At 71.6% G+C, this 20,373-nt stretch carries 14 protein-coding genes; 6 read left to right on the top strand and 8 right to left on the bottom strand.

Translation table 11 applies throughout. The features are described 5' to 3' along the window. Positions 1-2: 2 nt before the first annotated feature. From ACFWZH_RS06020 to ACFWZH_RS06030, 3 genes are all read right to left on the bottom strand, one after another. Positions 3-881 (bottom strand): SAM-dependent methyltransferase, encoded by an 879-nt coding sequence (locus ACFWZH_RS06020; protein WP_384426068.1) that lies wholly within the window; start codon positions 879-881, stop codon positions 3-5. A 648-nt stretch (positions 882-1,529) separates the two neighbouring features. After that, positions 1,530-3,710: a toll/interleukin-1 receptor domain-containing protein gene (locus ACFWZH_RS06025; protein ID WP_384426071.1), complete on the bottom strand. Its 2,181-nt coding sequence runs from the start codon at positions 3,708-3,710 to the stop codon at positions 1,530-1,532. A gap of 77 nt (positions 3,711-3,787) precedes the next feature. Further along, a complete protein-coding gene (locus ACFWZH_RS06030) occupies positions 3,788-4,600 on the bottom strand; it encodes a maleylpyruvate isomerase family mycothiol-dependent enzyme (RefSeq protein ID WP_384426074.1) in 813 nt (270 codons plus the stop codon). Positions 4,601-4,892: 292 nt separating this feature from the next. On the opposite strand from ACFWZH_RS06030, the gene ACFWZH_RS06035 reads away from it, so the two are divergent. Then, positions 4,893-6,305 carry an amino acid permease gene (locus ACFWZH_RS06035; RefSeq protein WP_384426077.1) on the top strand — a complete coding sequence of 471 codons (1,413 nt, stop codon included), beginning with the start codon at positions 4,893-4,895 and terminating at the stop codon, positions 6,303-6,305. A 180-nt stretch (positions 6,306-6,485) separates the two neighbouring features. Then, positions 6,486-9,317: an AAA family ATPase gene (locus ACFWZH_RS06040; protein WP_384426080.1), complete on the top strand. Its 2,832-nt coding sequence runs from the start codon at positions 6,486-6,488 to the stop codon at positions 9,315-9,317. Between the two features lie 102 nt (positions 9,318-9,419). Here ACFWZH_RS06040 and ACFWZH_RS06045 read toward each other — a convergent pair whose 3' ends face one another. Then, positions 9,420-10,559: a ricin-type beta-trefoil lectin domain protein gene (locus ACFWZH_RS06045; RefSeq protein WP_384426082.1), complete on the bottom strand. Its 1,140-nt coding sequence runs from the start codon at positions 10,557-10,559 to the stop codon at positions 9,420-9,422. 383 nt (positions 10,560-10,942) lie between these two features. On the opposite strand from ACFWZH_RS06045, the gene ACFWZH_RS06050 reads away from it, so the two are divergent. Together ACFWZH_RS06050 and ACFWZH_RS06055 are read left to right on the top strand one after the other, a co-directional pair. After that, a complete protein-coding gene (locus tag ACFWZH_RS06050) occupies positions 10,943-11,662 on the top strand; it encodes a DinB family protein (protein ID WP_384426085.1) in 720 nt (239 codons plus the stop codon). A 534-nt stretch (positions 11,663-12,196) separates the two neighbouring features. Then, entirely contained in the window at positions 12,197-12,784 is a 588-nt protein-coding gene (locus tag ACFWZH_RS06055) for a response regulator transcription factor (RefSeq protein WP_384426088.1), read from the top strand. Positions 12,785-12,803: 19 nt separating this feature from the next. On the opposite strand, the gene ACFWZH_RS06060 is transcribed toward ACFWZH_RS06055, so the two are convergent. After that, entirely contained in the window at positions 12,804-14,012 is a 1,209-nt protein-coding gene (locus ACFWZH_RS06060; protein ID WP_384426091.1) for a glycosyltransferase, read from the bottom strand. Between the two features lie 207 nt (positions 14,013-14,219). On the opposite strand from ACFWZH_RS06060, the gene ACFWZH_RS06065 reads away from it, so the two are divergent. Continuing rightward, positions 14,220-14,759 (top strand): GNAT family N-acetyltransferase, encoded by a 540-nt coding sequence (locus ACFWZH_RS06065; protein WP_384426094.1) that lies wholly within the window; start codon positions 14,220-14,222, stop codon positions 14,757-14,759. A 109-nt stretch (positions 14,760-14,868) separates the two neighbouring features. On the opposite strand, the gene ACFWZH_RS06070 is transcribed toward ACFWZH_RS06065, so the two are convergent. Then, entirely contained in the window at positions 14,869-15,321 is a 453-nt protein-coding gene (locus tag ACFWZH_RS06070) for a winged helix-turn-helix transcriptional regulator (protein WP_384426097.1), read from the bottom strand. Positions 15,322-15,417: 96 nt separating this feature from the next. Between ACFWZH_RS06070 and ACFWZH_RS06075 the strand changes: the two genes are divergently transcribed. Then, entirely contained in the window at positions 15,418-16,701 is a 1,284-nt protein-coding gene (locus ACFWZH_RS06075; protein ID WP_384426100.1) for an MFS transporter, read from the top strand. Here the strand turns inward: ACFWZH_RS06075 and ACFWZH_RS06080 are convergent. Together ACFWZH_RS06080 and ACFWZH_RS06085 are read right to left on the bottom strand one after the other, a co-directional pair. Beyond that, on the bottom strand, positions 16,647-18,503 hold the full coding sequence (locus ACFWZH_RS06080; RefSeq protein ID WP_384426103.1) for an ATP-binding cassette domain-containing protein: 1,857 nt from the start codon (positions 18,501-18,503) through the stop codon (positions 16,647-16,649). The genes ACFWZH_RS06075 and ACFWZH_RS06080 overlap by 55 nt on opposite strands. Further along, positions 18,500-20,260, bottom strand: coding sequence for an ABC transporter ATP-binding protein (locus tag ACFWZH_RS06085; RefSeq protein WP_384426106.1), 1,761 nt, complete (start codon positions 20,258-20,260; stop codon positions 18,500-18,502). Before ACFWZH_RS06085 ends, ACFWZH_RS06080 begins: the two co-directional genes overlap by 4 nt. Positions 20,261-20,373 lie beyond the last annotated feature (113 nt).

Below are 20,373 nucleotides of genomic sequence, written 5' to 3' on the forward strand. Positions count from 1 at the left end.
GGTCAGCCCCCGAGCCGGAAGAGCAGCAGCCGGGTCTCCACGGCGTGGTCGCGCCAGATGCGGAAGAGCTTGCCGTGGGCGATGGCGCTCTCCTGGAGCCGTGGCAGGGACCACGCGGCCTGTGGCCCCCCTTGTTCGATGCGGGTCAGCTCGGCGGTGTTCCACGCCATCGACTGCAGCCAGAACTCGCTGACTCCGTCCGTGACGTCCTCGTCCTGCTCCAGTTCGAAGCCCGCTTCCTTCGCGGCGATGATGTACTCGGTGAGGGTGCCCAGCCGGGTCTTGTAGTAGCCGTTGATCCAGTCGACCCATTCAGGACGGCAGATGAAGTGCTCCTGGATGCCGAACCAGCCCCCGGGTCGCAGTGCGCGGGCCACGACCTGGAACAGCCGTCCGCGATCCATGTAGCCGGAGCTCTCGTTCGCGTACGCGGCGTCGTACCTGCGCTGCTCGGACAGTTCGTGGACGTCCCCCAGCCGCGGGGTGACCCGTTGGCCGACGCCGGCCTCACGTGCGAAGGACTTGATGACCGGGATGTGCTCGGCCGCGACGGTGAGGCCGGTGACGTGTGCGCCGTGCTCCTGAGCCCAGTACAGAGAGCCGCCCCCCAGTCCGCAGCCGATGTCGAGCAGATGCGCCGGGGGCGGGCCGCCGGCCGCCCACGAGCGGGCCGCGTGCGCCACGATCGCCTCCTGCGCCGCGACGATGCGTCTCTTGAGGACGCGCTGCGGGACGGTCGTGTTGAGCGTGACGGCCGGGTCGAAGAGACCGACATGGAAGTGCACCCGCGGCCCCGGGCCGTACTTGTGGAGTATGTCGGCCGTCTTCCGCCTGTAGTACAGCGGCACCGCGCTCTCGTCGAACGCCTGGTCGTCTGACATCGGCCGAATGGCTAGGTCACCGTTTCTCTTCATGGGCTCTCCGGGGCGTACGGGGTGTGCGTGGGAGACCGGACCACACTGCCCACAACGGGCCAGATCAATTCGGTTTTGAATCATCTCGCCACCAGGTGAGACATATTCGTGATCATGATTGCAGGTTTACCGGTGCCTGGTGGAGCAGTCGCACGAGACCCACCGCGTGAGCAGTGGCTCCGGCACCAACATCGAGGGTGGCGCGCCGAGTTGACCGGTTTCCGCTACATGGTTCTCACCGCTTCCACGATGGGTGTGCGGGCCGGATCGCCCGGCTCTCACCTACGGATCGAGTGTTGTTGAACCAGCGGACTGACTGTGCAAGCCCACCACTCTAAGGGCAGGAACGCGCCGTTGGAGGGTGTCCGTGCTCCCGAACACCACCGTGCGCCCCCCGGGGCCGAACCCGCCGATGTGAGCGCCGTTGCCCGGCGGGCTCCCGCGGCCCACCCCTCCCGAACGATCACCCGCACCTGCGGGTGACGCCCCTCACCAGCGGTTGACGGTGCGGGGAGCGAACGGTCGCAGAGCTGTCGAGCCCGGCCGTCCGGAGCGGTTTCGGTGCCGTGGTGACGATCGCTAGGGCGTGTCCGATGGGTCAGGGTCGGATAGGCCCTAGCCGTACGCCACCCAGAACTCGATCAAGAGGGCGAAATAGCCGCCGGGGGCGCTCGACACCGGCTCGAAACCCGTCCATGTGCCCATGTGGGCAGGCAGGGCGGGCGAGTTGGCGTGGATCACCGTCGTCGGCAGCCACTGTCCGCGGAGCAGTAGGTAGAAGTAGGGGAAGAACAGGGTGATGAGCGCGGGGAGGGCGGCCGTCGCCGCCAGCAACGCGACCGTCGTCAGGCCCGAGATCCGCTCCTGCGGCACATAGGACCACTGCCCTCGCCAGGTCGAGGAGAGCGTCACGGGAATCCACAGCACCGAGATCGCCACACCGGCCCACAGGAGCGACAGCACCGACGCCACCGCACAGTGCGTACGGAACCGGGACGCGGACACCCTGCGCGTCGCCACGAGGTTCCCCATGCGCACCAGGTGCACGACCAGCGGGACGGTCACCGCGACCAGAAGGGTGCTCTGGACCTGCAACGGCCGCAACACCACGGCCACCAGCGCGAAGCCGGGAAAGAAGGCGGTGATGTTCCGGCACGACATGACGAAGTAGCGCACCCAGGTCGGCGCGAGATAGCGCTCGGTGATGACCGGCGTCGGGGGGAGGACCTTGCCCGCCGTCTCGGCTTCGGGGGACCGCAGCGCGGCCAGGAGCTGGAACAGGCTGTCGGGGCGCCGTTCGCGGAAGTCCAGCCACTGATGCCGTCGCAGTTCCGCCGCGTCGGGCGGCAGGCGGACGGCGTCCAGGAGGACGCAGATCGCGCGGGGCCCCAACTGCCGTATCGCACGCGCCGTCTCTTGCCAGGGGGCCTGTGAACTGACCAGCACCAGGACCCACCGTGCCGGAGACGCGCCCGCCGCCATGCCCGCCTGCCGGCACGCCACCCTGAGGTGGTGGGCGACGGCCTCCTCCGCCGGCGCCGGACTCCACACCTCGACCGTCACCGGTACGTCCCCGTCCGGCACCGGCAGCGCGGCCAGGCGCTCACAGAGGCTCTTCCACCGGCTCAGAAAGACCACATCCGCGCCTCGCGGCAGGGCGGAGGTGTCCAGCGCGGGGTACGCGTCCCAGGCCGCGAGGAACTGCCGCCACTCCACGGCGAACTGCTGGTGCGCGCGCCGCCTCGTGATGATCCGGGTGCGGTGATGGTCCCCGTCCGCCCCGGTGGGCAGCCACAGATGCAGCGTGCGCGACCACCCGACCACGACCGCGCCGGCCGCCGCGCACACCACCGCGGCCGCCAACGGCGCTCTGAGCATCGCCAGGGCGGCGCTCACCTCGGGCGGGGTCGGGAAGATCAGCTCCGTGACGGCGGCATTCCGCAGCTCCCCGGCCTGCATGACGAGCCCGACACCGCCCAGGAGGATCGATCCCGCGCCCACGGTCGCGACGAAGCCGATCGCCAGCGCCCGGCGGCTGCTTCGGCGCCGCAACAGCCGCAGGCCCGGGATCAGGACACAGGGCACCAACGGCGCCGCGAGAGCGGTCAGACCCAGCAGGCCGAACATCGTCCCCTGCCAGCGATGGGTGCGTAGCACCTCCAACGCGCTGCCCCGGTCCACCCAGGGAACGTCGTTGTCGAAGGGGCTCCACGCCAGGCGCACGACCGCGAGGTCCAGGCCCACCAAGAGCACGATCGCCCACACCAGGGCGACCGAGGCGAGCGCCGACAGCACCACCGTCGCGGCCACCGGGGCGGGCATCCGGCCGGGCAGGCCGAAGCGGTTCGGCCGGGGGGCGGCGACACCCGGTCCGGTGCGCGCCTGGGCCATCGCCTCCGCGAGTCCGGCGGCGCGCTCCCAGAACCGGGTGCGCAGGTCGTGTACGGGGAAGCCGGCGAGCTCCGCCGGGAGGTCGACGGCTTCGACGACACCGATGCGAATCGGGATGCCGCGCTCCAGGGCCCGGGTCCATTCGCGCCGCACATATGTCGAGGCGAGGGCCGCCGGCGAGGCCAGCAGGAGCAGGGCGTCGGCGTGGTCGAGGCTCTCGTCCAGGGCCCTGGCCCAGTCCGTGCCCGGCCGCAGCCGCTGCACATCGAACCAAGGGTCCAGCCCGACCTGCGACCTCAGCGTCGCGGTCACCGCCTCGGCGAAGTGGAATTCACGCCGCGAGTAGCTGACGAACACCGTCGCCGCCCGCCGCGCGCCGTCCCCCTCGTCCCCGCCCCCGACCACCCCCTCATGATGCCCATGGGACCTCGGCTGTCAACGAGCCCGCGGCAGGGCCCTCTCCTGACCGCGACCCCCGCGGGTCAGAAGGCCGTGTGGGTGAACCAGTGGTCGAGCGTGGTGACTTCGCCCGAGACGTCGAAGGCGGCGTCCTGGTACGACCGCCGCTTGTAGAGCAGCAGCAGGAGGTCCGACGCCTGCCCCCGTACCACCGTCTGCGCCTCGGCCGGAGCGGCGTCGGCCGAGGCCCGCGGCAGCAGGCGGAAACCGTCCGGCTCCAGTCGCACCCGCCACTCCTCGCCGGTGCCGCCGTCGGCGTCCGCACACCGGAAGGCGATGGTCTCGCCGTTGCCGCGCAGCTTCGCCACAGCCGGGGCGAAGAAGCCCGCGGAGGGCAGGTTGACGAGGAACTCGTCCCCCCCGTCCGCCGCCAGCGCGGGTTCGATGTCCGACTCCCGGCCGACGGCCCGCTCCGCGTCCACGCGGTGCACCAGGGTCTCGAACAGCATCCGGCGGGCCCAGAACCGTGCGTGCTGGTCCGCGCCCCAGGCCCACATCGGCGCCTGGGGATCGGTCCTGCCCAGCACGTCGGCCACCGCGGGGACACCCGCGGCCACCCAGTCGGCATAGTCCGCCGCGCGCTCGGGCAGCCCCAGCTCCACATCGCGGCTGCGCGGAGGCTCCTGCACCAGCTGGGTCAGCAGAGCGGAGAACCAGCGCTGTAGCGCTCCCACATGCCGGGTGAGCTCGGCCAGCGTCCAGTCGGGGCAGGAGGGCACGGGGGTCGTGGGGTCGGCGCCCTTGACCACGTCGGCGAAGCGCAGGGTCTCCCGCTCGATCGCCTGCCGGTAGGTGTCGTACGGAAGAGGGTGCCCCGCCCGGCTCGTCGTCTCCATCTGCTGCCGCCCTTTCTGTTCCGCGGCTGCGTTCCGCGGCGCGGATCGTGTCGTGGTCAGTGTGGGTGCTGGAGTGCACTCGAAGGCAAATCCCACCGCCGGGGGAGCGGGCGCACTGTCGAGGTGGTCCGGCGGGCGTGGCCCCCCGCTTCGAGTGCCTTCGGTGCGCGACATGATCTTCACTGCACGTAACGGAGAGTTCCGAATAGTGGGCGTTCACGTCATACGTGCAACGTGTCCCCTCAGACTCGTGCGGCTCACCGAACGTCTCAAGCAATGAACAGGCACGACCATGAGTCGGACAGTCACCCGGTCCACCCCGGACTCCCCGCAGGCCGTGCAGAGCGGCGAACCCGTGTTGTCGCACGGCCTCAAGCAGCGCCATCTGTCGATGATCGCACTCGGCGGGGTGATCGGCGCGGGGCTCTTCGTGGGCTCCGGCGCCGGCATCGCGGCGGCCGGTCCGGCCATCGTCCTGCTCTTCGTGGGTGCCGGCGCGCTGGTCATGCTGATCATGCGCATGCTCGGCGAGATGTCCGCGGCCCGGCCCTCCACCGGCTCGTTCTCGGTGCACGCCGAGGAGGAGCTCGGCTCCTGGGCGGGGACCACCTCGGGCTGGATGTACTGGCTGATGCTCTGCGCCGGTGTGGCCGCCGAGGCCACCGCGGCCGGCGCGATCATGCACACCTGGGTGTCGTTCGTCCCCGCCTACGGCTGGGTGGCGATCTTCATGGCGTTCTTCTGCGCCAGCAACCTGACCGCGGTCAAGAACTTCGGCGAGTTCGAGTTCTGGTTCGCCGCCATCAAGGTCGCCACCATCGTCGCCTTCCTGGTGCTGGGTGTGCTCGGCATCCTCGGGGTGTTCGGCAGCGCACCCGGCACCGGCCATCTCACCGGCCACGGCGGCTTCTTCCCGACCGGCGCGGCCGGACTCGCCGCCGGGCTGCTGACCGCCATCTCCGCGTTCGCCGGTCTGGAGACCGTCACCATCGCGGCGGCGGAGTCCGACCACCCGAGCCGGAACGTGGCCCGTGCCGTCCGCACCGCCGTCTGGCGCATCGCCGTCTTCTACATCGGCTCCATGGCCGTGGTCGTCACCCTGGTGCCGTGGAACGACCCGAAGGTCGCCACGGACGGCCCGTACGTCACCGTGCTCGACCGGCTCGGCATCCCGGCGGCCGGCACCATCATGCAGATCGTGGTGCTGGTGGCCCTGCTCTCGGCGATGAACGCCAACATCTACGGCTCGTCGCGGATGGCGTACTCCCTCGTCAACCGGGGCCAGGGCCCGCGCCTGCTGGGCAGGGTCACCAAGGGTGTGCCGATGGCGGCCGTGCTGGCGTCCTGCGTGTTCGGCTTCGCGGCGGTGATCGCCGGCATCATCTGGCCGACCACCGTGTTCGCCTGGCTGCTGAACATCGCCGGCTGCTCGGTGCTGGTCGTCTGGTCCGTCGTCTGCCTCACCCAGCTGAGGATGCGCCGCCGTCTGGAACGCGAGGCGCCCGAGCTGCTCTCGGTGCGGATGTGGGGCTTCCCCTACCTGACCTGGCTCGCGTTCGCCGCCATCCTCGGCGTTTTCGGCGTCATGGCCGCCAGTTCCGACGGGCGTCATCAGCTCGCCGGTACGGCCGTCGTGGTGGCGGCGCTGGCCGGTGCGGGCCATCTCAAGCAGCGCCGCGACCGGCGGGCCGCCGCCGGCGGCTGAGAGCCGGCGGTCGAGTCACCGCGACGCATCGGTGCCCCGCGGCACGTGGCCTGGTGGCCCGTGCCGCGGGGCACCGTCGTTCTGCCGGCGGGCGTTCTGTCCGGGGAACGGTCATTCGCCAGGCATATCCAAGACCTGTGCTATTAAATCCCTAACATTGCATGGCGCGTGGGGGAGTTAATGGCTTCTTTCGAAGGTCCCCTTCTGGGGCGGGCGGCCGAGCTGGCGGAGCTGTCCCGGTTGGCGGAGTCCACCCTCGCGGGCGTGGGGCAGGCCGCCTTCGTGGTGGGGGAGGCCGGTCTCGGGAAGACCGCGATGCTGGAGCGGGCCGCGGCCGACGCACGGCGCGAGGGCGTACAGGTGCTCTCCGCGAGCGCCCCCAACCTGGCGCAGCCATGCCCGTTCGCCGTCGTCTCCAGCTGCTTGGGGCTGGAGGATTCCCCCTCGGACGACCGGCGAGCGCAGGCCGCCGAGGTCCTGCGCGGCGATGCTCGCTACGGCCTGCCGGGCGCCAGGAGCGAGGCGGCGGGGGCGGCCGCCGCCACGATCGAGGCGATGGTCGGGCTGGTCGAGGACCTGTGCGCGCAGGGGCCGCTGGCCCTGTTCCTCGACGATCTGCAGTGGGCCGATCCGGCGAGCCTGGCCGTGCTGGACAAGCTGGTGCGTTCGGTGCATCAGCTGCCGCTTCTGGTGGTCGGCGCTCATCGGCCCGTACCCGGAGCGGGGGACGTCGCCCACCTGTCACGGAGCCCGATCGCCGGCAACCGCACCCTGCTGGAACTGGCACCGCTGAACCCCGGGGACGTGGCCGCCCTGCTGGCGGACCTGTGCGGCCGGGAGGCCGGTCCGCGACTGCGGCGGATGGCCGAGGGAGCCGCCGGAAACCCGCTGTACCTCACCGAGTTGATCGCCGCGCTGCAGCGCGAGCACGCCATCGAGACCGTCGGGACCACGGCGGAGATCGCCGCCGGCTGTGCGCTGCCGCCGCTGACCGCGCTGGTGACGCACCGGCTTCGCTACCTGCGTGCGGACGTACTGCAGATGCTGCGCACCGTCTCCGTACTGGGCGCCGGTTGCACCACCGCCGAACTCGCGGCGGTCATGGACCTCCCGCCGCGCGACCTGCTGAGCGCCATGGCGGAGGCCGAGACCTCCGGCATCCTGAGGGACACCGGCCAGAGCCTGCGCTTTCGTCATGAGCTCATCCGGGACGCGCTGTACGACGCCGTCCCGGGGTCGGTCCGGACCATGCTGCACATGACAGCGGCGCAGCGTCTCGCCGAGGCCGGCGCGGCTCCTGAACGCGTCGCCGAGCACCTGCTCAACGGGGTGCCGAGCCCGGAGTTCCTGACCACATGGCTGGACGGATCCGCGGCCCGGCTCACCACCCGGGCCCCCGCCATGGCCCTGCGGCTGCTCACCACGGCACTGGAACTCGGCGACCCCGCGGACGCCGGGTACGGCAACCTCCGTCTGCACCACGCCGTCGCGCAGCTCTCCTGCGGCCATCTCGCGGAGGCCGAGGAGAGCGCCCGCTCCGCCCTGGCCAAGGCGCCCGAGCCCGGGTTGGCATCCGTGCTGCGCTGGATCGTCATCCAGGCCGCGTTCGCCCGCGGCCGACCCGACCTGGCGCTGGCGGAGGCGCGGGCCGGATGCCGGAGCCCCGGTGTCGCGGCGATCGAGCGGGTCCGGCTCCAGGCGTTCGGCGCGGTGTGCCTGTTCGCGCTGGGCGACCTCACCGAAGCCGGCGCGGTCGCCTCACGCGCCCGGTCCGCCGCCGACGAGGCCGGTGACAGCTCCGCTCTGGCCAGTACCCTGCACGTACTGGCCGCCAAGCGCTTCCTCGAAACACCGGATGCCGAAGCGGTCGAACTGGCACGGCAGGCCACCCGCCTCACCCCCGACACGATGCACCCCGCGCAGTGGCTCGGACTGCAACTCTCCCTGGTCAACTGCTACATCGATCTCGACCTCGGGCCCGACGCCCAGCGGACCCTCGCCGCGCTGCGCAGACCGGCGGAGCGCATCGGAGGGGTGTTCCTGCCCTGGTACCACCTGTCCTGCGCGCTCCTGGCGTTCCACACGGGGCGCTGGGACGACGCGCTGGCGGAGATCGAAGCGGGGCTCGAATGCGGGGACCAGGCCGCGATGAGCCGGGCGCTACGGGCGATGGCAGCGATGATCGCCGTACACCGAGGCCGGCGCCCCCTGGCCGAAACACATCTGACCGCCGTGCTGCCCGAGCCCGACAACGCGACGGTCGCCGCCTTCTACGAGTATCTGCCGATGTGCGCGGGCGCCCTGTTGGACGAGGCACGGGGCGACGACCGGCGGGCGTACTCCCGGCTCGCCGAGGCGTTCGACGAGGGCGTCGGCCATCTGCCGGGCCAGCTGATCCTGGGCTTCTTGACCCCCGATCTGGTGCGACTCGCCCTGGCCCAGGGGGACCACGGCAGCGCACGGCGCTACGCCGCCGCCGCGCAGCGACGGGCCGAGGACAGCGGCGGCCTCTACCACCTGGGTGACGCCTACCGCTGCGAGGGTCTGCTGAGCGGGGACCCCGATCTGCTCATGGAGGCGGTCCGCTGCTACCGCAACGCACCGCGGCCGCTCGACGCGGCACACGCCTGCACCGACGCGGCCGAAGCGCTCGCCCGCCGCGGGCGCCTGGACGACGCCCGCCTCCTGCTCGACCAGGCGCTGGAGACGTTCACCGGGCTCGGCGCGGCCTGGGACGCGGCACAGGCGACGTCCCGGCTGCGGGCGGTCGCCGTACGCCGCGGCTCACACCGGGCCCGAACCGGCGTCCGCGACGGCTGGCAGGCGCTCACCCACACGGAACGCCTGGTCGCGGAGCACGTGGCCGAAGGGTGTTCCAACCCCGAGATCGCGGCGCGGCTGTCCATCGCCCGAAGCACCGTCAGCACCCATGTCTCCAGCATCCTCAGAAAGCTGGCGATGACCTCGCGGGTCGAGATCGCCGCGGAGGTGACCCGTCGGCGGCCGGCGTAGGGCCGGGGTGGCCGACGCGTTGTTCCCCGGCTCCGTTCGCGGAGGCCGGGGAACCGTCCGACGGCGTGCCGTCAGATCACGAGGTGGCGGGCGGTGCGCCGGTCACCGGTTGTCGACGCACTCCTTGGCGGTGCTGTCGCTCGTGCACAGCACCAGGTTGCTGCTGAGGTCGTCGGTGCCGTCGACGGCGGGGAGCGTGGCGGTGCCGTCGCCGGACCACTTGTCACCGAGGTCGTTGGTGAACGTCCACTTGCCCGTCACCGTCTTCATCAGCTGGCCCCGCATCGCCCAGCTGTAGTTGTTCGGCTTCACGGATATCTTGTTGGCGTCGCTCACGGTGTTGGTCTGGGTCCAGGAGTGCTCGTAGCGTGCGCTGATCGCGCTGCTGACCTTGACCGAGACGACCTCGATGTTGACCCCGACCTCGCTGGTGACGGTGAGGGAGCTGCCCACCGTGTTGGTCTCGGACGAGGTCTGCGTCCATGTGATGGTCCGGTCCGCCGGATCGGTGCTGTTGTTCCACACGTTGGAGCTGACCCGCTTGAGGTTCCCCACGGACGCCACGCTGTCGCCGGTGACCGTGTAGTCACAGGACTTGATGACGCTGGAACTGTTGCTGCACTGCTTGAGGGCGTACGCGGTGGCCAGATCCGACAGGGTGGGGCCCGTGGACCCCGGGCTGGGCGTCGGACCGATGATCCACTCCTGGTTGCCGCGACCGTGGCAACCGTCGAGGCCGACCGTCGTGCCGTCGCTACCGCTTCCCCCGAACACGTCCATGCACTTGTCGGTGTTGACGTTCCGGATCAGGTAGTAGCCGCCCCCACCGTCCGAGGGCTGCAGATACCAGTTCTGCTTGGTGTTGGTCGGGTCGCAGTACACCGGCTCGACGAGGTGGTTGTTGTCGGTGTTGAAGTCGAGGCACTTCTGCGTCTTGTCGTTGCGGATCAGGAAACTCCCGTCACCGTTGGGCAGGATGCTCCAGTTCGCCATCGGAGTCTTGTCGACGACGATCTCGGTCCCGTAGTCGGGCGAGTCCTTCGCCAGGTCCAGGGACGGCGCGAGGCCGTCTGCCTGGGGCAGACGCGGTGACAGGGACAGGCCCGCCAAGGCGGAGGTGTCCGCATGGGCCGTTCCGGTCGTCAGCGGAGACACCGATGTGGCGAGCGTGGCGAAGGCGACCGCGGCGAATGCGGCCATCGTGCGCCGCACCGGCCCGTGAGGGGTCGACTCGGTGATCATGATTGGTCTGTTCTCCTTCGGCAGTTCTTGCCTGCGGGGCGGGTCGAGGGGAGGAGGAGGCACTCCGCCCCTGGCTGCGGCCCGCCGCGGCGGTGTCAACGTACGGGCGTCCACGCGGCGTTACATCCGTCAACTGACGGAGGCTTTCGGGACGAGCGGCGGCGGCAGCAGACGGCCGGGGTGATCGACGGCGGATGTCGGCCGAGCGTGTCAGCTGCTTTCGCTGCGGTGGCATTGCCTGCGTTCGAGGCGCACCGCTACCGTGGGAGGTTTCTCACTCCCGGAAGTCGGGCTCTCGCGGCGAACTCCGTCGCGCCCCGTGAGGATGATCAGTTAGCCTCCGCCCGGACGTAGCGAGGTGGCTGACCGCGAAGGGGGCCGACGTGGAGACTGGGCGTGCGAGGACCGGACGTTTGGACTTGCTGCTCGACCAGTTCGACTGCGCCAGGGAGATGGCGCAGGTCCGGCTGGCGGGGCTCGGCGACGAGGAGTATCTGTGGGAGCCGGCCCCCGATTGCTGGTCGATCCGGCGCCGGGGCGAGGCGGTGACACCCAGGGCGTTCGGGCCGGGTGACTGGGTGCTCGACCAAGGCGCCCCGCAGATCCCGTCGAGCGAGTACGCCGAGGTCGCCCGGCAGGCCGCCGGAGGCATGACGGTCGCAAAGATCGCCGAAGACTGGGGCGTGAGCGTCGAGCGGGTCGAGCAGGTCCTCGCCCACACCGGCCCCCCGGAGCCCGACCGGACCCCGGTCACCACGATCGCGTGGCGGCTGGGGCACCTGCACTACTGCTTCGCGGGCGAATGGGAGTGGGCCTTCGGCGAACGGCGGCGGGACCCGAAACTGCTGGTCGACTTCGCGCCCGGCGCCGCCTCGGCCCTCGAGCGGTTCTGGGCGGCGATCGACCGCTGGCGCGACAGCCTCGCCACGGTGACCGACCAGCAGCTCGACACGATCGGCTTCTCGCAGTATCCGCACGGCTCCCACCCGGACGACCCGTTCGTCGATGTGCTGTGGGGGGCCAACCTCGAGTTCATCCACCACATGGCGGAGATCGCGTTGCTCCGCGACCTCTGGCGGACCCGCGCCGGCACTCGCGGGTAGTCCCGGGCGCTCCGCGAGGGTGCACGACGGCGCCCGTCGGCCGCGATCGGCGGGATCGGCGCGAGGTGCCCGTCGCCACCCGTAGGCTTTCGCGGGCCGAATCCGCAGCGTCACACAGGGCACAGTCGTCACAGGTGCATCTGAGGTGAACATGAGTGCGGTGTACTGCCAGACCCAGGTTGGCGAGAAGCGGCCCCCGAACGGGAGGTTTCGCTCGCGGCATCGCCGCCGGTGGTGTGTGCAGTTCCTCTGATTCCGCATCCCCGCGCGAGCTGGCGGAGCCGGTGCGGTCGGCGGTCCGCGGCGGCGACGCCCGTGCGTACGGGAGCGATGGCCGCCGGGGCGGGTACGGCCTTGATCGCCGGAAGGCCTGAGGAGTTGTGGACTCCTGCCATTCCCACGGGTAATGAACGGAGCGTCAGTACGCCGGCAGCGCACAGGTTCCAGTCAAATCCCTCGAAGCTCCCTCTGGCTGGAAATCCGGGCCATGACAATTCAGCAGTGCAAACTGCATGGCCAACGGAAGGAACGAGGGTGATCCGGGTCTTGGTGGTCCATGAGACACGGCTGGTGCGATCGGGGCTTGCTGCGTTGCTGCGCGATGCGGAGGGCATCGACGCGATCGCGGCCTGCTGGGCGAGCGCCCCCAGACGAGCGCGTTCCTTCCGGCCCCAGGTGTGTGTGGTGGACGGCGACTCCGCGGGGTCGCCGCAGCCGACGGGCCATCCCGGAGGGCCGGGCTGCGAACTGCTCGTGCTCGCCAGCTCCTGCCGGCCCGGCACCCTCCGGCGCGCCGTCGCCGCAAAGGCTCGTGGGTTCGTGGACAAGGACGCCCCGCCGCACCGGTTTCGGCACGCCATAAACCAGGTCGCGGCGGGAGAGCGGTACGTCGACCACACGTTGACACTGGACTTTCTGCAGGCCGCCGATATGCCCCTGACCGCAAGGGAGTTGACCGTGCTCTCGCTCGCCGCGGGTGGGGCGTCCGTTCCGGAGATCGCACGCGAACTGCATCTGAGCAGCGGCACGGTGCGCAACTACATGACCGCGATCAATCGCAAGACCGGCGCCCGAAACCGGGTCGACGCCATTCGCATATCGCAGGGGGCCGGCTGGCTGTGAGGGCCGTTCCGCAAGAGGTCTACCGCATGTCGATCAGTCGCCGGGCGGCGATCAGCGCACCATCGGTGCGTACGGCGCCGGCGACGGTTCGGGCCCGGCCGGCGACGTCACGTTCCAGGGCGTGGCGGAGAGCGGCGAGGAGCGAATCGGCGGTGGGTTCGCCCGCCGGGTGCGCACTGCCGATGCCGAGCCGGTCGACACGGTCGGCGAAGTAGAACTGGTCGAACATCTGCGGGACGACCACCTGTGGTGCCCCGGATGCCGCGGCTGCGGTGGTGGTGCCCGCGCCACCGTGGTGCACCACCGCGGCGACCCGACGGAACAACGCCTGCTGGTTCACCTCGCCGATCGACAGGCAGTCGGGCTCGTCGTCCACGAGCGACAGATCGGCCCACCCGCGCGAGACGATCACGCGTCGTCCCAGCGCGCGAGCCGCCTCGATCACCGCCTGGGAGACGCCCTCGGGCGCGCGAACGCTGCCGAATCCGCAGTAGACGGGCGGCTCGCCGGCTTCCAGGAACGACGTCAGTTCGGCAGGCAGCGGCCGGTCGTCCGACAGCAGCCAGGCTCCGGTCTGGAACACCTCCGGCTCGGTCGGCGTCGGCCAGGGTGCCAGCGTCGGATCCGCGGCCAGCCACGGAGTGCTGGTGAAGAGGTGGTGGCGGATGTCCTCGACCGTGGGCAGTCCGGCAGCCGCACGGTGCGCGTGGAGGGCCGCCCGGAAGGTGGTGTTCCAACGTTCGGCGTCCTCGGCCCAGAGCGTGCGGTTGTCGACCGATCCGTCCGCCGGCTTCTGTCCCAGCATCCCGAGGACGGGCGGTGCGTGGTGCGCGGACGGCAGCGTGATCGGAGCGAACGCGGCGTACACGTAGCCGATGCCGCGCTGCTCGGCCACCGAGTGCGCGGCGAGGGCCAGCCCACCGCCGCCCACGACGACGTCGCAGCCCTCGGCGGCCGCGCCGAACGCTTCGAACTGCGCGGCGACCGTGCCCTCGACCATCCGACGCCGCTGCTCGGGCGTCGGGAGGGTGGTGGCGCTCCGTTTCGCCGTGCCGCGCAGCTCGGGGCCGACGGGGAGATAGCGGACCCCCAGCGACTCGGCCCATTCCTGGAAGTCGGGGGGCGCGCACACCACGGCCTCCTGCCCCAGTTCCCCCAGTTGCCTGGCCAGCGCCACGACCGGCTGGACTTCCCCACGTGACCCGATCGTGGACAACAGAAAACGCATGGTGCTCCCCGTCTCGTGCCGGACTGCGAACTCCGGAGTACGGGAAGCGATTTTGCCCTTTATGGGGGGCCTTGCGGCAAGGCCCCCCACCTGATATACGGTGAAAGTGCCAGGTCGCAGGCGTCCTTCAGGCCGTCCCTTGAGCCCGGCGCACCGCGTTCCCTGGAATTTCCCGCGAGGTCACACGCGCCACGTACCGTCTTACGGATGAGCACAGCGGTGAAGGAAAACGGGACGGTCCCAGGCGCACGGATCCGGCCCGGCACCGGGGACGACCTCGACGAGCTGACCCGGATCTACAACCACTACGTGAACGAGACGCCGATCACCTTCGACATCGAGCCGTTCACCGTGGAACAGCGCCGGCCGTGGCTGCTGGCCCACCCCGACTCCGGCCCGCACCGGCTCCTCGTGGCCGAGGAGGGCGGAAAGCTTCTCGGCTACACGACCAGCAGCGCGTTCCGGCCGAAGCCGGCCTACGCGACCTCCGTGGAGACCAGCGTCTATCTGGCGCCCGAGCACGTCGGACGCGGTGTCGGCGGCCTGCTGTACGCCGCGCTCTTCGAGGCGCTGGCGCAGGAGGACGTCCATATGGCGCTCGCCGGAATCGCCCTGCCCAACCCGGCGTCACAACGGCTCCATGAACGCTTCGGCTTCCGGCCCGTCGGCGTCTACGAGCAGGTCGGGCGGAAGTTCGGGAGGTTCTGGGACGTGGGTTGGTACCAGAAGCCGCTGTCCGAGAGCTGAGGGGCGCGACCGCTCGGCGTGTTCTTCCAGGTCATGGCTCGGGGGCGTCGTCCAGGTCGCTGACCTTCGCCGTCGCCGAGTGCGGATCGCCCCGGGCCTCCGAGTCGGATCACTGGGGGGAGACCTTGTGGACGGTGGTGTCGTCGGGGTCGAGCCGTCGTCCGTCCGCGGACAGCACTTCCAGTGCGCGGAGGCGATGTCCCTGTCGGCGGTCGACCAACTGTGAGTGCGGTTCGTCGGGTGCGAAGAAGTTCTGTTCGCCCCACTGCCGGAGTGCCACGATGACGGGGAAGAGCGCCTTGCCCTTCGGGGTCAGTACGTACTCGCGGTAGGCGCTGCCGTCCGAGGCCGGGACGGATTCGAGGACGCCGCCGGCGACCAGGGTGCGCAGCCGCGCGGTGAGGATGTTCTTCGCCACGCCGAGACTGCGCTGGAACTCCCCGAAGCGCCGGCTTCCGTCGAAGGCGTCCCGCACGATCAGCAGGGACCACCAGTCGCCGATCGCGTCCACCGACCGGGCGACGGGACATTCGCTGTCGTCGAAGCGCGTCCTGGTCACCATGGCGTCCCTCGCTCTCCATCTGGTTGCAACATGCTACCAGCAAGGTTACCGTCGCCACTGGTAGCAATTTGAAACCAGGAGAGTGGAGGAGTGCTGATGCCCGGAAACGGTGAGGCCGTGACGCGACGGACCGGGGCCCGAAGCGGAGGGGGTTCCGCGTTCGTCCTGTCCCGCGGCGTCGTCATCCTGTTCGCGGTCGCCTGCGGGGCCGCGGTGGCCAACGTCTACTTCTCCCAGCCGCTCCTGGTGACGATGGGCCAGGACCTCGCCATGAGCCCGGCACTCGTCGGCAGCGTGGTCACCCTCACGCACGTCGGATACGGGCTGGGACTCTTCTTCCTGGTGCCGCTGGGCGACGTGGCCGACCGCAGACGGCTCGTCGTGGCCCAGTTACTGCTCCTGGTGGTGGCGTTGGCCGTGGTGGCCGTCGCCCACACGGCGGTGATCCTGCTCGCGGGCATGGCCGCGACGGGGCTTCTCGCGGTCGTCACGCAGACGCTGGTGGCCTTCGCGGCATCACTGGCCCCTCCCGCCGGGCGCGGACGGGTCGTCGGTCTGGTCACCAGCGGCGTGGTCATCGGCATCCTGCTCGCCCGCACCGCGTCCGGACTCATGGCCGATCTCGCGGGCTGGCGCTCCGTCTACCTCGCCTCGGCGTCGCTCACCGCCCTGCTCGCCCTGGTCCTGTACCGAGTGCTGCCGCGCCACAGTGACACGCCGCCGACAACCCTGCGCTACGGACAGCTCCTGCGCTCCACGATCGCCCTGTTCGCACGGGAACGACTGCTGCGGCTCCGGGCCCTGTTCGGTCTGCTGATCTTCGCCTCCTTCAGCACCCTGTGGAGCAGCGTCGCGCTGCCGCTCAGCGGGGCCCCGTACTTCCTGTCCCACAGCGCGATCGGGGCGCTGGGGCTGATCGGTGTCGCCGGCGCGCTGGCCGCGACCGTGGCGGGCCGCCTGAACGACCGCGGACTCTCCCGGCGGACCACCGGCCTCGCCCTGGCACTGCTCGCCGCCTCGTGGCTGCCCTTGGCCTTCACCCGCAGCTCGCTGTGGGCCCTGGTCGTCGGGGTGATCCTGCTCGACCTCGCCGTGCAGGCGGTCCATGTCACCAACCAGACCCTGATCTACGCGCTGCACCCGGACGCGGGCAGCCGGCTGATCGGCGGGTACATGGTCTTCTACTCGATCGGCAGCGCCACCGGCGCCCTCGCCGCGACCTCCCTCTACGCGCTGGCCGGCTGGGGCGCCGTATGCGCACTGGGTGCCGCGTTCAGCTGCCTCGGGCTCGTGCTGTGGGCGGTCACCCGACACGTCCCCGGTCGTCACCGGCCCCTTTCGGCGGACTCCGGTTGCCAGTTGCCGGCCAGCTCGCGGTAGAGGGGCGAGCGGTCCAGCAGTTCGGTGTGGCTGCCGACGGTGGCCCGGATCCCGTCCAGTACCAGGACGCGGTCGGCGCGTTGGGCCGAGGTGATCCGGTGCGCGATGACGATCAGAGTGCCGGGTCGGTCGGCGAAGGCCTGCTCGGCTCGCTGCTCGGCCACGGGGTCGAGATGGCAGGTGGCCTCGTCGAGGAGGACCAGCGGCGCCGGCGCGAGGTGGGCCCGGCCGAGTGCGATCAGCTGGCGTTCGCCCTGGGACAGCGCGGCCGGATCGATCCGTGCGTCCAGACCGCCCAGCCGGGACACCAACGGGCTCAGCCCCACGGCGTCCGCCGCGGCCGCCGCGGCGGCGTCGGACGCACCGTCAGGACACAGATAGAGCAGGTTGTCCCGCACGGTGCCGGAGAAGACGTACGCCTGCTGTGGGATCAGGACCCGGCGGCGGGAGGGACCGGGATCGGGGAGGGCGGGGCAGCCGGGCTCGGCATCGGGAGTGGGACGGGGCGCGGCCGGCGGACGGCCGTCCACCCGTACCGTGCCCTCCGTGGGGGGCAGCAGGCCGGTGACGAGGCCGGCCAGGGTGGACTTGCCGATGCCGCTCGGACCGACGACGGCGAGGTGCTCACCCGGCTCGACGACGAGATCGAGATCGTGCAGGACCGGTTGCGCGCCGGGGCCGTAGGCGAAGGTCACCGAGCGTAGTTCGACCCGGGGGCCGACCGGATCGGTGCGGGCCCCGGGGCGTGGCGCGGCGCTTCCCGGCTCGGCGGCGGCCGTGCCGCAAACGGAATCGGCATGGCCGGCGTGGCCTGCCGCAGCCGGTCCACCCCGAGGAGTTCGGTCGGGGGACCCGGTGAGCCGGTCCAGTACGACCAGGAGCCGGGTCCCGGCGGAGCCGAGCGCGTTCATCAGGGTGTGCAGGGCGGGCAGCAGGGCCTGCGTGAGATACGTCAGGGCACCGAGCACGGTCCCCGCCGTGAGGTGCTGCCGCAGCAGCCACGGCGTGCTCAGCAGCAGCAGGAGGACCGGCAGCTGACCGGCGACGCCGAGTGCGAGACAGCGGGCCGCGGCCCAACCCGCCAGGCGCCGGGCCGCCCGTGCCTCGGCGTCGATCAGGCCGTCGGCACGCCCCTTGACGGTGCGGCGCGCGCCGCAGGCGGCCACGTCGCGCAGCCCCGCCGCAACGGCACCGAAGTGGGCCGAGAGCGTTTCGTCGGCTTGGAGGAAGGCGCGCTGTTGACGTGCCATCGGGCGCAGCGTGGCCAGGAACAGCAGCAGTCCGACGACGAGGGGCGGCAGCACGATCAGCAGCAGCTGCGGGGCCAGGGAGAAGAGTCCGAGCAGGGCCCCCGCGGAGGTGAAGACGAAGGAACGGGCCACCAGGACCAGCCCGGCGAAGCTGTCCCGTGCCAGCTCCGTCTGGTTGGTCAGCCGCGAGACCACCGCGGTGTCCGCGGCGCGGGCCGGATCGGCGACCGCCTGGTCCAGCGCGCGGGTCACCACCGTACGGATCAGCACGTCACGCAGCGGTTCGACCAGGTCGGCGAGCCCGCGGAAGACGCCACGGCCGGCGGCCCCGCCGAGGACCACCGCCACCGCGGCAACGGCCAGCCATGCCATGGCCGTTCCGGTGCGGCCGGCCAGAAAGCCGTCGTCCAGGGCCTTGGCCACGCCGTAGCCGCTGATGAAGGTGTGCCCGGTCTCCAGCAGGGACCAGCCGCCCATCAGCAGCAACACCCGGGTGCGGCCCCGCAGGAAGCGGAGCGCTCGCGGCAGCAGCCGGATCGTCGTCGCCGTCATGAGGAGGTGCCCGGGTCCGGGGCGGTGGGGGAGAAGACCGCGCGGTAGTCGGGGTCCCGCCACAGCAGATCGTGCGGCGCGACCGCCCGTATCCGGCCGTGCTCCAGCCAGGCGACCAGATCGGCGCGGGCGGCCGAGGACAGCCGGTGGGTGATCAGCAGCCGGGTGCCCGGCCGTACGTCCTGCAAAAGCGCCCGGCTGACATGGTGCTCGGTGACGGTGTCCAGGCTGGAGGTGGCGTCGTCGAGGATCAGCAGACGACCGGCGTGGGCGAAGGCCCGGGCCACGCCGAGGCGCTGGAACTCGCCGCCGGAGAGGGGCGCGTCGGCCAGCGGTGTGGCGTAGCCGCGCGGCAGCAGCCGTACGAACGGATCGGCGCCGGCCGCGCGGGCCGCGGCCTCGATGTCGTGGGCCGGAACCGGCCGGGGCCCGAACGCGAGGGCCGCGCCGACGGTGTCGCCGAAGAGCGCCGGCCGTTCGAAGGCATAGCCGACTTCTCGGCGCAGCCGCTCCGGATCGGCCTGATCGAGCGCAACCCCGTCCAGCAGCACCGTGCCGTCGTCGGGATCGGTGAGCCGCCCCGCGACGGCGGCCAGCAGGGACTTGCCCGCCCCCGACCGCCCGACCACGGCCATGGTGGTCCCCCCGGGCACGATCAGATCCACACCGCGCAGCACGGGCACGCCGTCGCGGGCGAGGGTGACCCCGCGCAGTTCGAGCCGTCCACGGCCGTCGGGGGGCAGCGGCCGGGAACCGTGCCCCACCGGGGGCAGCGCCAGCAGTTCGCCGATGCGCCGGGCCGCGGCGCGGCTGCGCACCAAGGCGCTGAGCTGACCGGTCAGCCCTCCCAGACCCGCGGTGAGTGCCGCGTATCGGGAGGCGGCCAGCAGTCCACCGACGGTCAGGGCGCCGTGGGCGAGTCGGACCCCGCCCACCGCGAGGACGGCCGTGGTCAGCAAGGGCACCAGAATGCTGCTGCCGACCACCGCCCGCCCGTACACCTGCCACATCAGTCGGCCCTGTGCGCCGAGTTCGGGCAACGGGGCCAGGACGCGGGCGGTTTCCCGGCGCGCGGTGCCCGCGGCGGCGATCGTCCGGGCCCCGCCCAGTGCCTCCACGAGCCGGGAGGCGATCTCCGCCTGTACGCGTTGATAGCGCCGGACGCTGTCGGAGGAGTCCCGGGCGAAGGCCCGCAGCAGCAGGGTCAGCAGGGGGAGCCCGGCCAGGAAGACGGCCGCCAGCCAGATGTCGGTGACCGCCAGCGCGACGAGGGCCCCGACCGGGGTGAGCAGCGCGGCCAGCGCGGCAGCCGCCGTGGTGGGCGCGTATCCGGCCTCGGCGGCGTTGCCCGTGAGGCGGTTCACCAGATCGCCGGTCGAGAAGCGGTCGGTGGCGCGCAGCGGGCCGAGGGACAGCAGATGGTCGAATCCACGGCGGCGCAGCCAGGCGGTGCTGCGGGCGGTGGTGACGCCGCCGGTGAGCGTCACCAGAGCGTCCAGCAGCACCTCTGCCACCAGCAGGACGGCACTCAGCGCGAGGGCGGTGCCCGCTCCGGGCGCGGAGTCGAGCGCGAGGTCGAGGGTGTGGCCGAGTACGGCGGGCAGCGCGACGGCCGTGGCGGCGGAGGCCGTGCCGAGGAGGCCGACGGCGAGGGTGCGCAGCAGGCTGTGCCGGAGCGCACCGGTCAGGACACTCCCGGCGTCCGGTTGCCGCGTCGGCGAGGAGGGCCCGGGCGCGGGGGACGGGCGAGGGGCCATGCGACCGACCATGCGAGGGACCGGGCCTCCTTCGGACGTGTCCACGCGGGTGGGCTCCATGCCGGTGGGCGGGGTGCGGGGGGCCCGGGCCCCGGACCCCCCCCCCCCCGCGC

This window comes from Streptomyces sp. NPDC059008, assembly GCF_042749045.1.
Classification (GTDB): Bacteria; Actinomycetota; Actinomycetes; order Streptomycetales; family Streptomycetaceae; genus Streptomyces.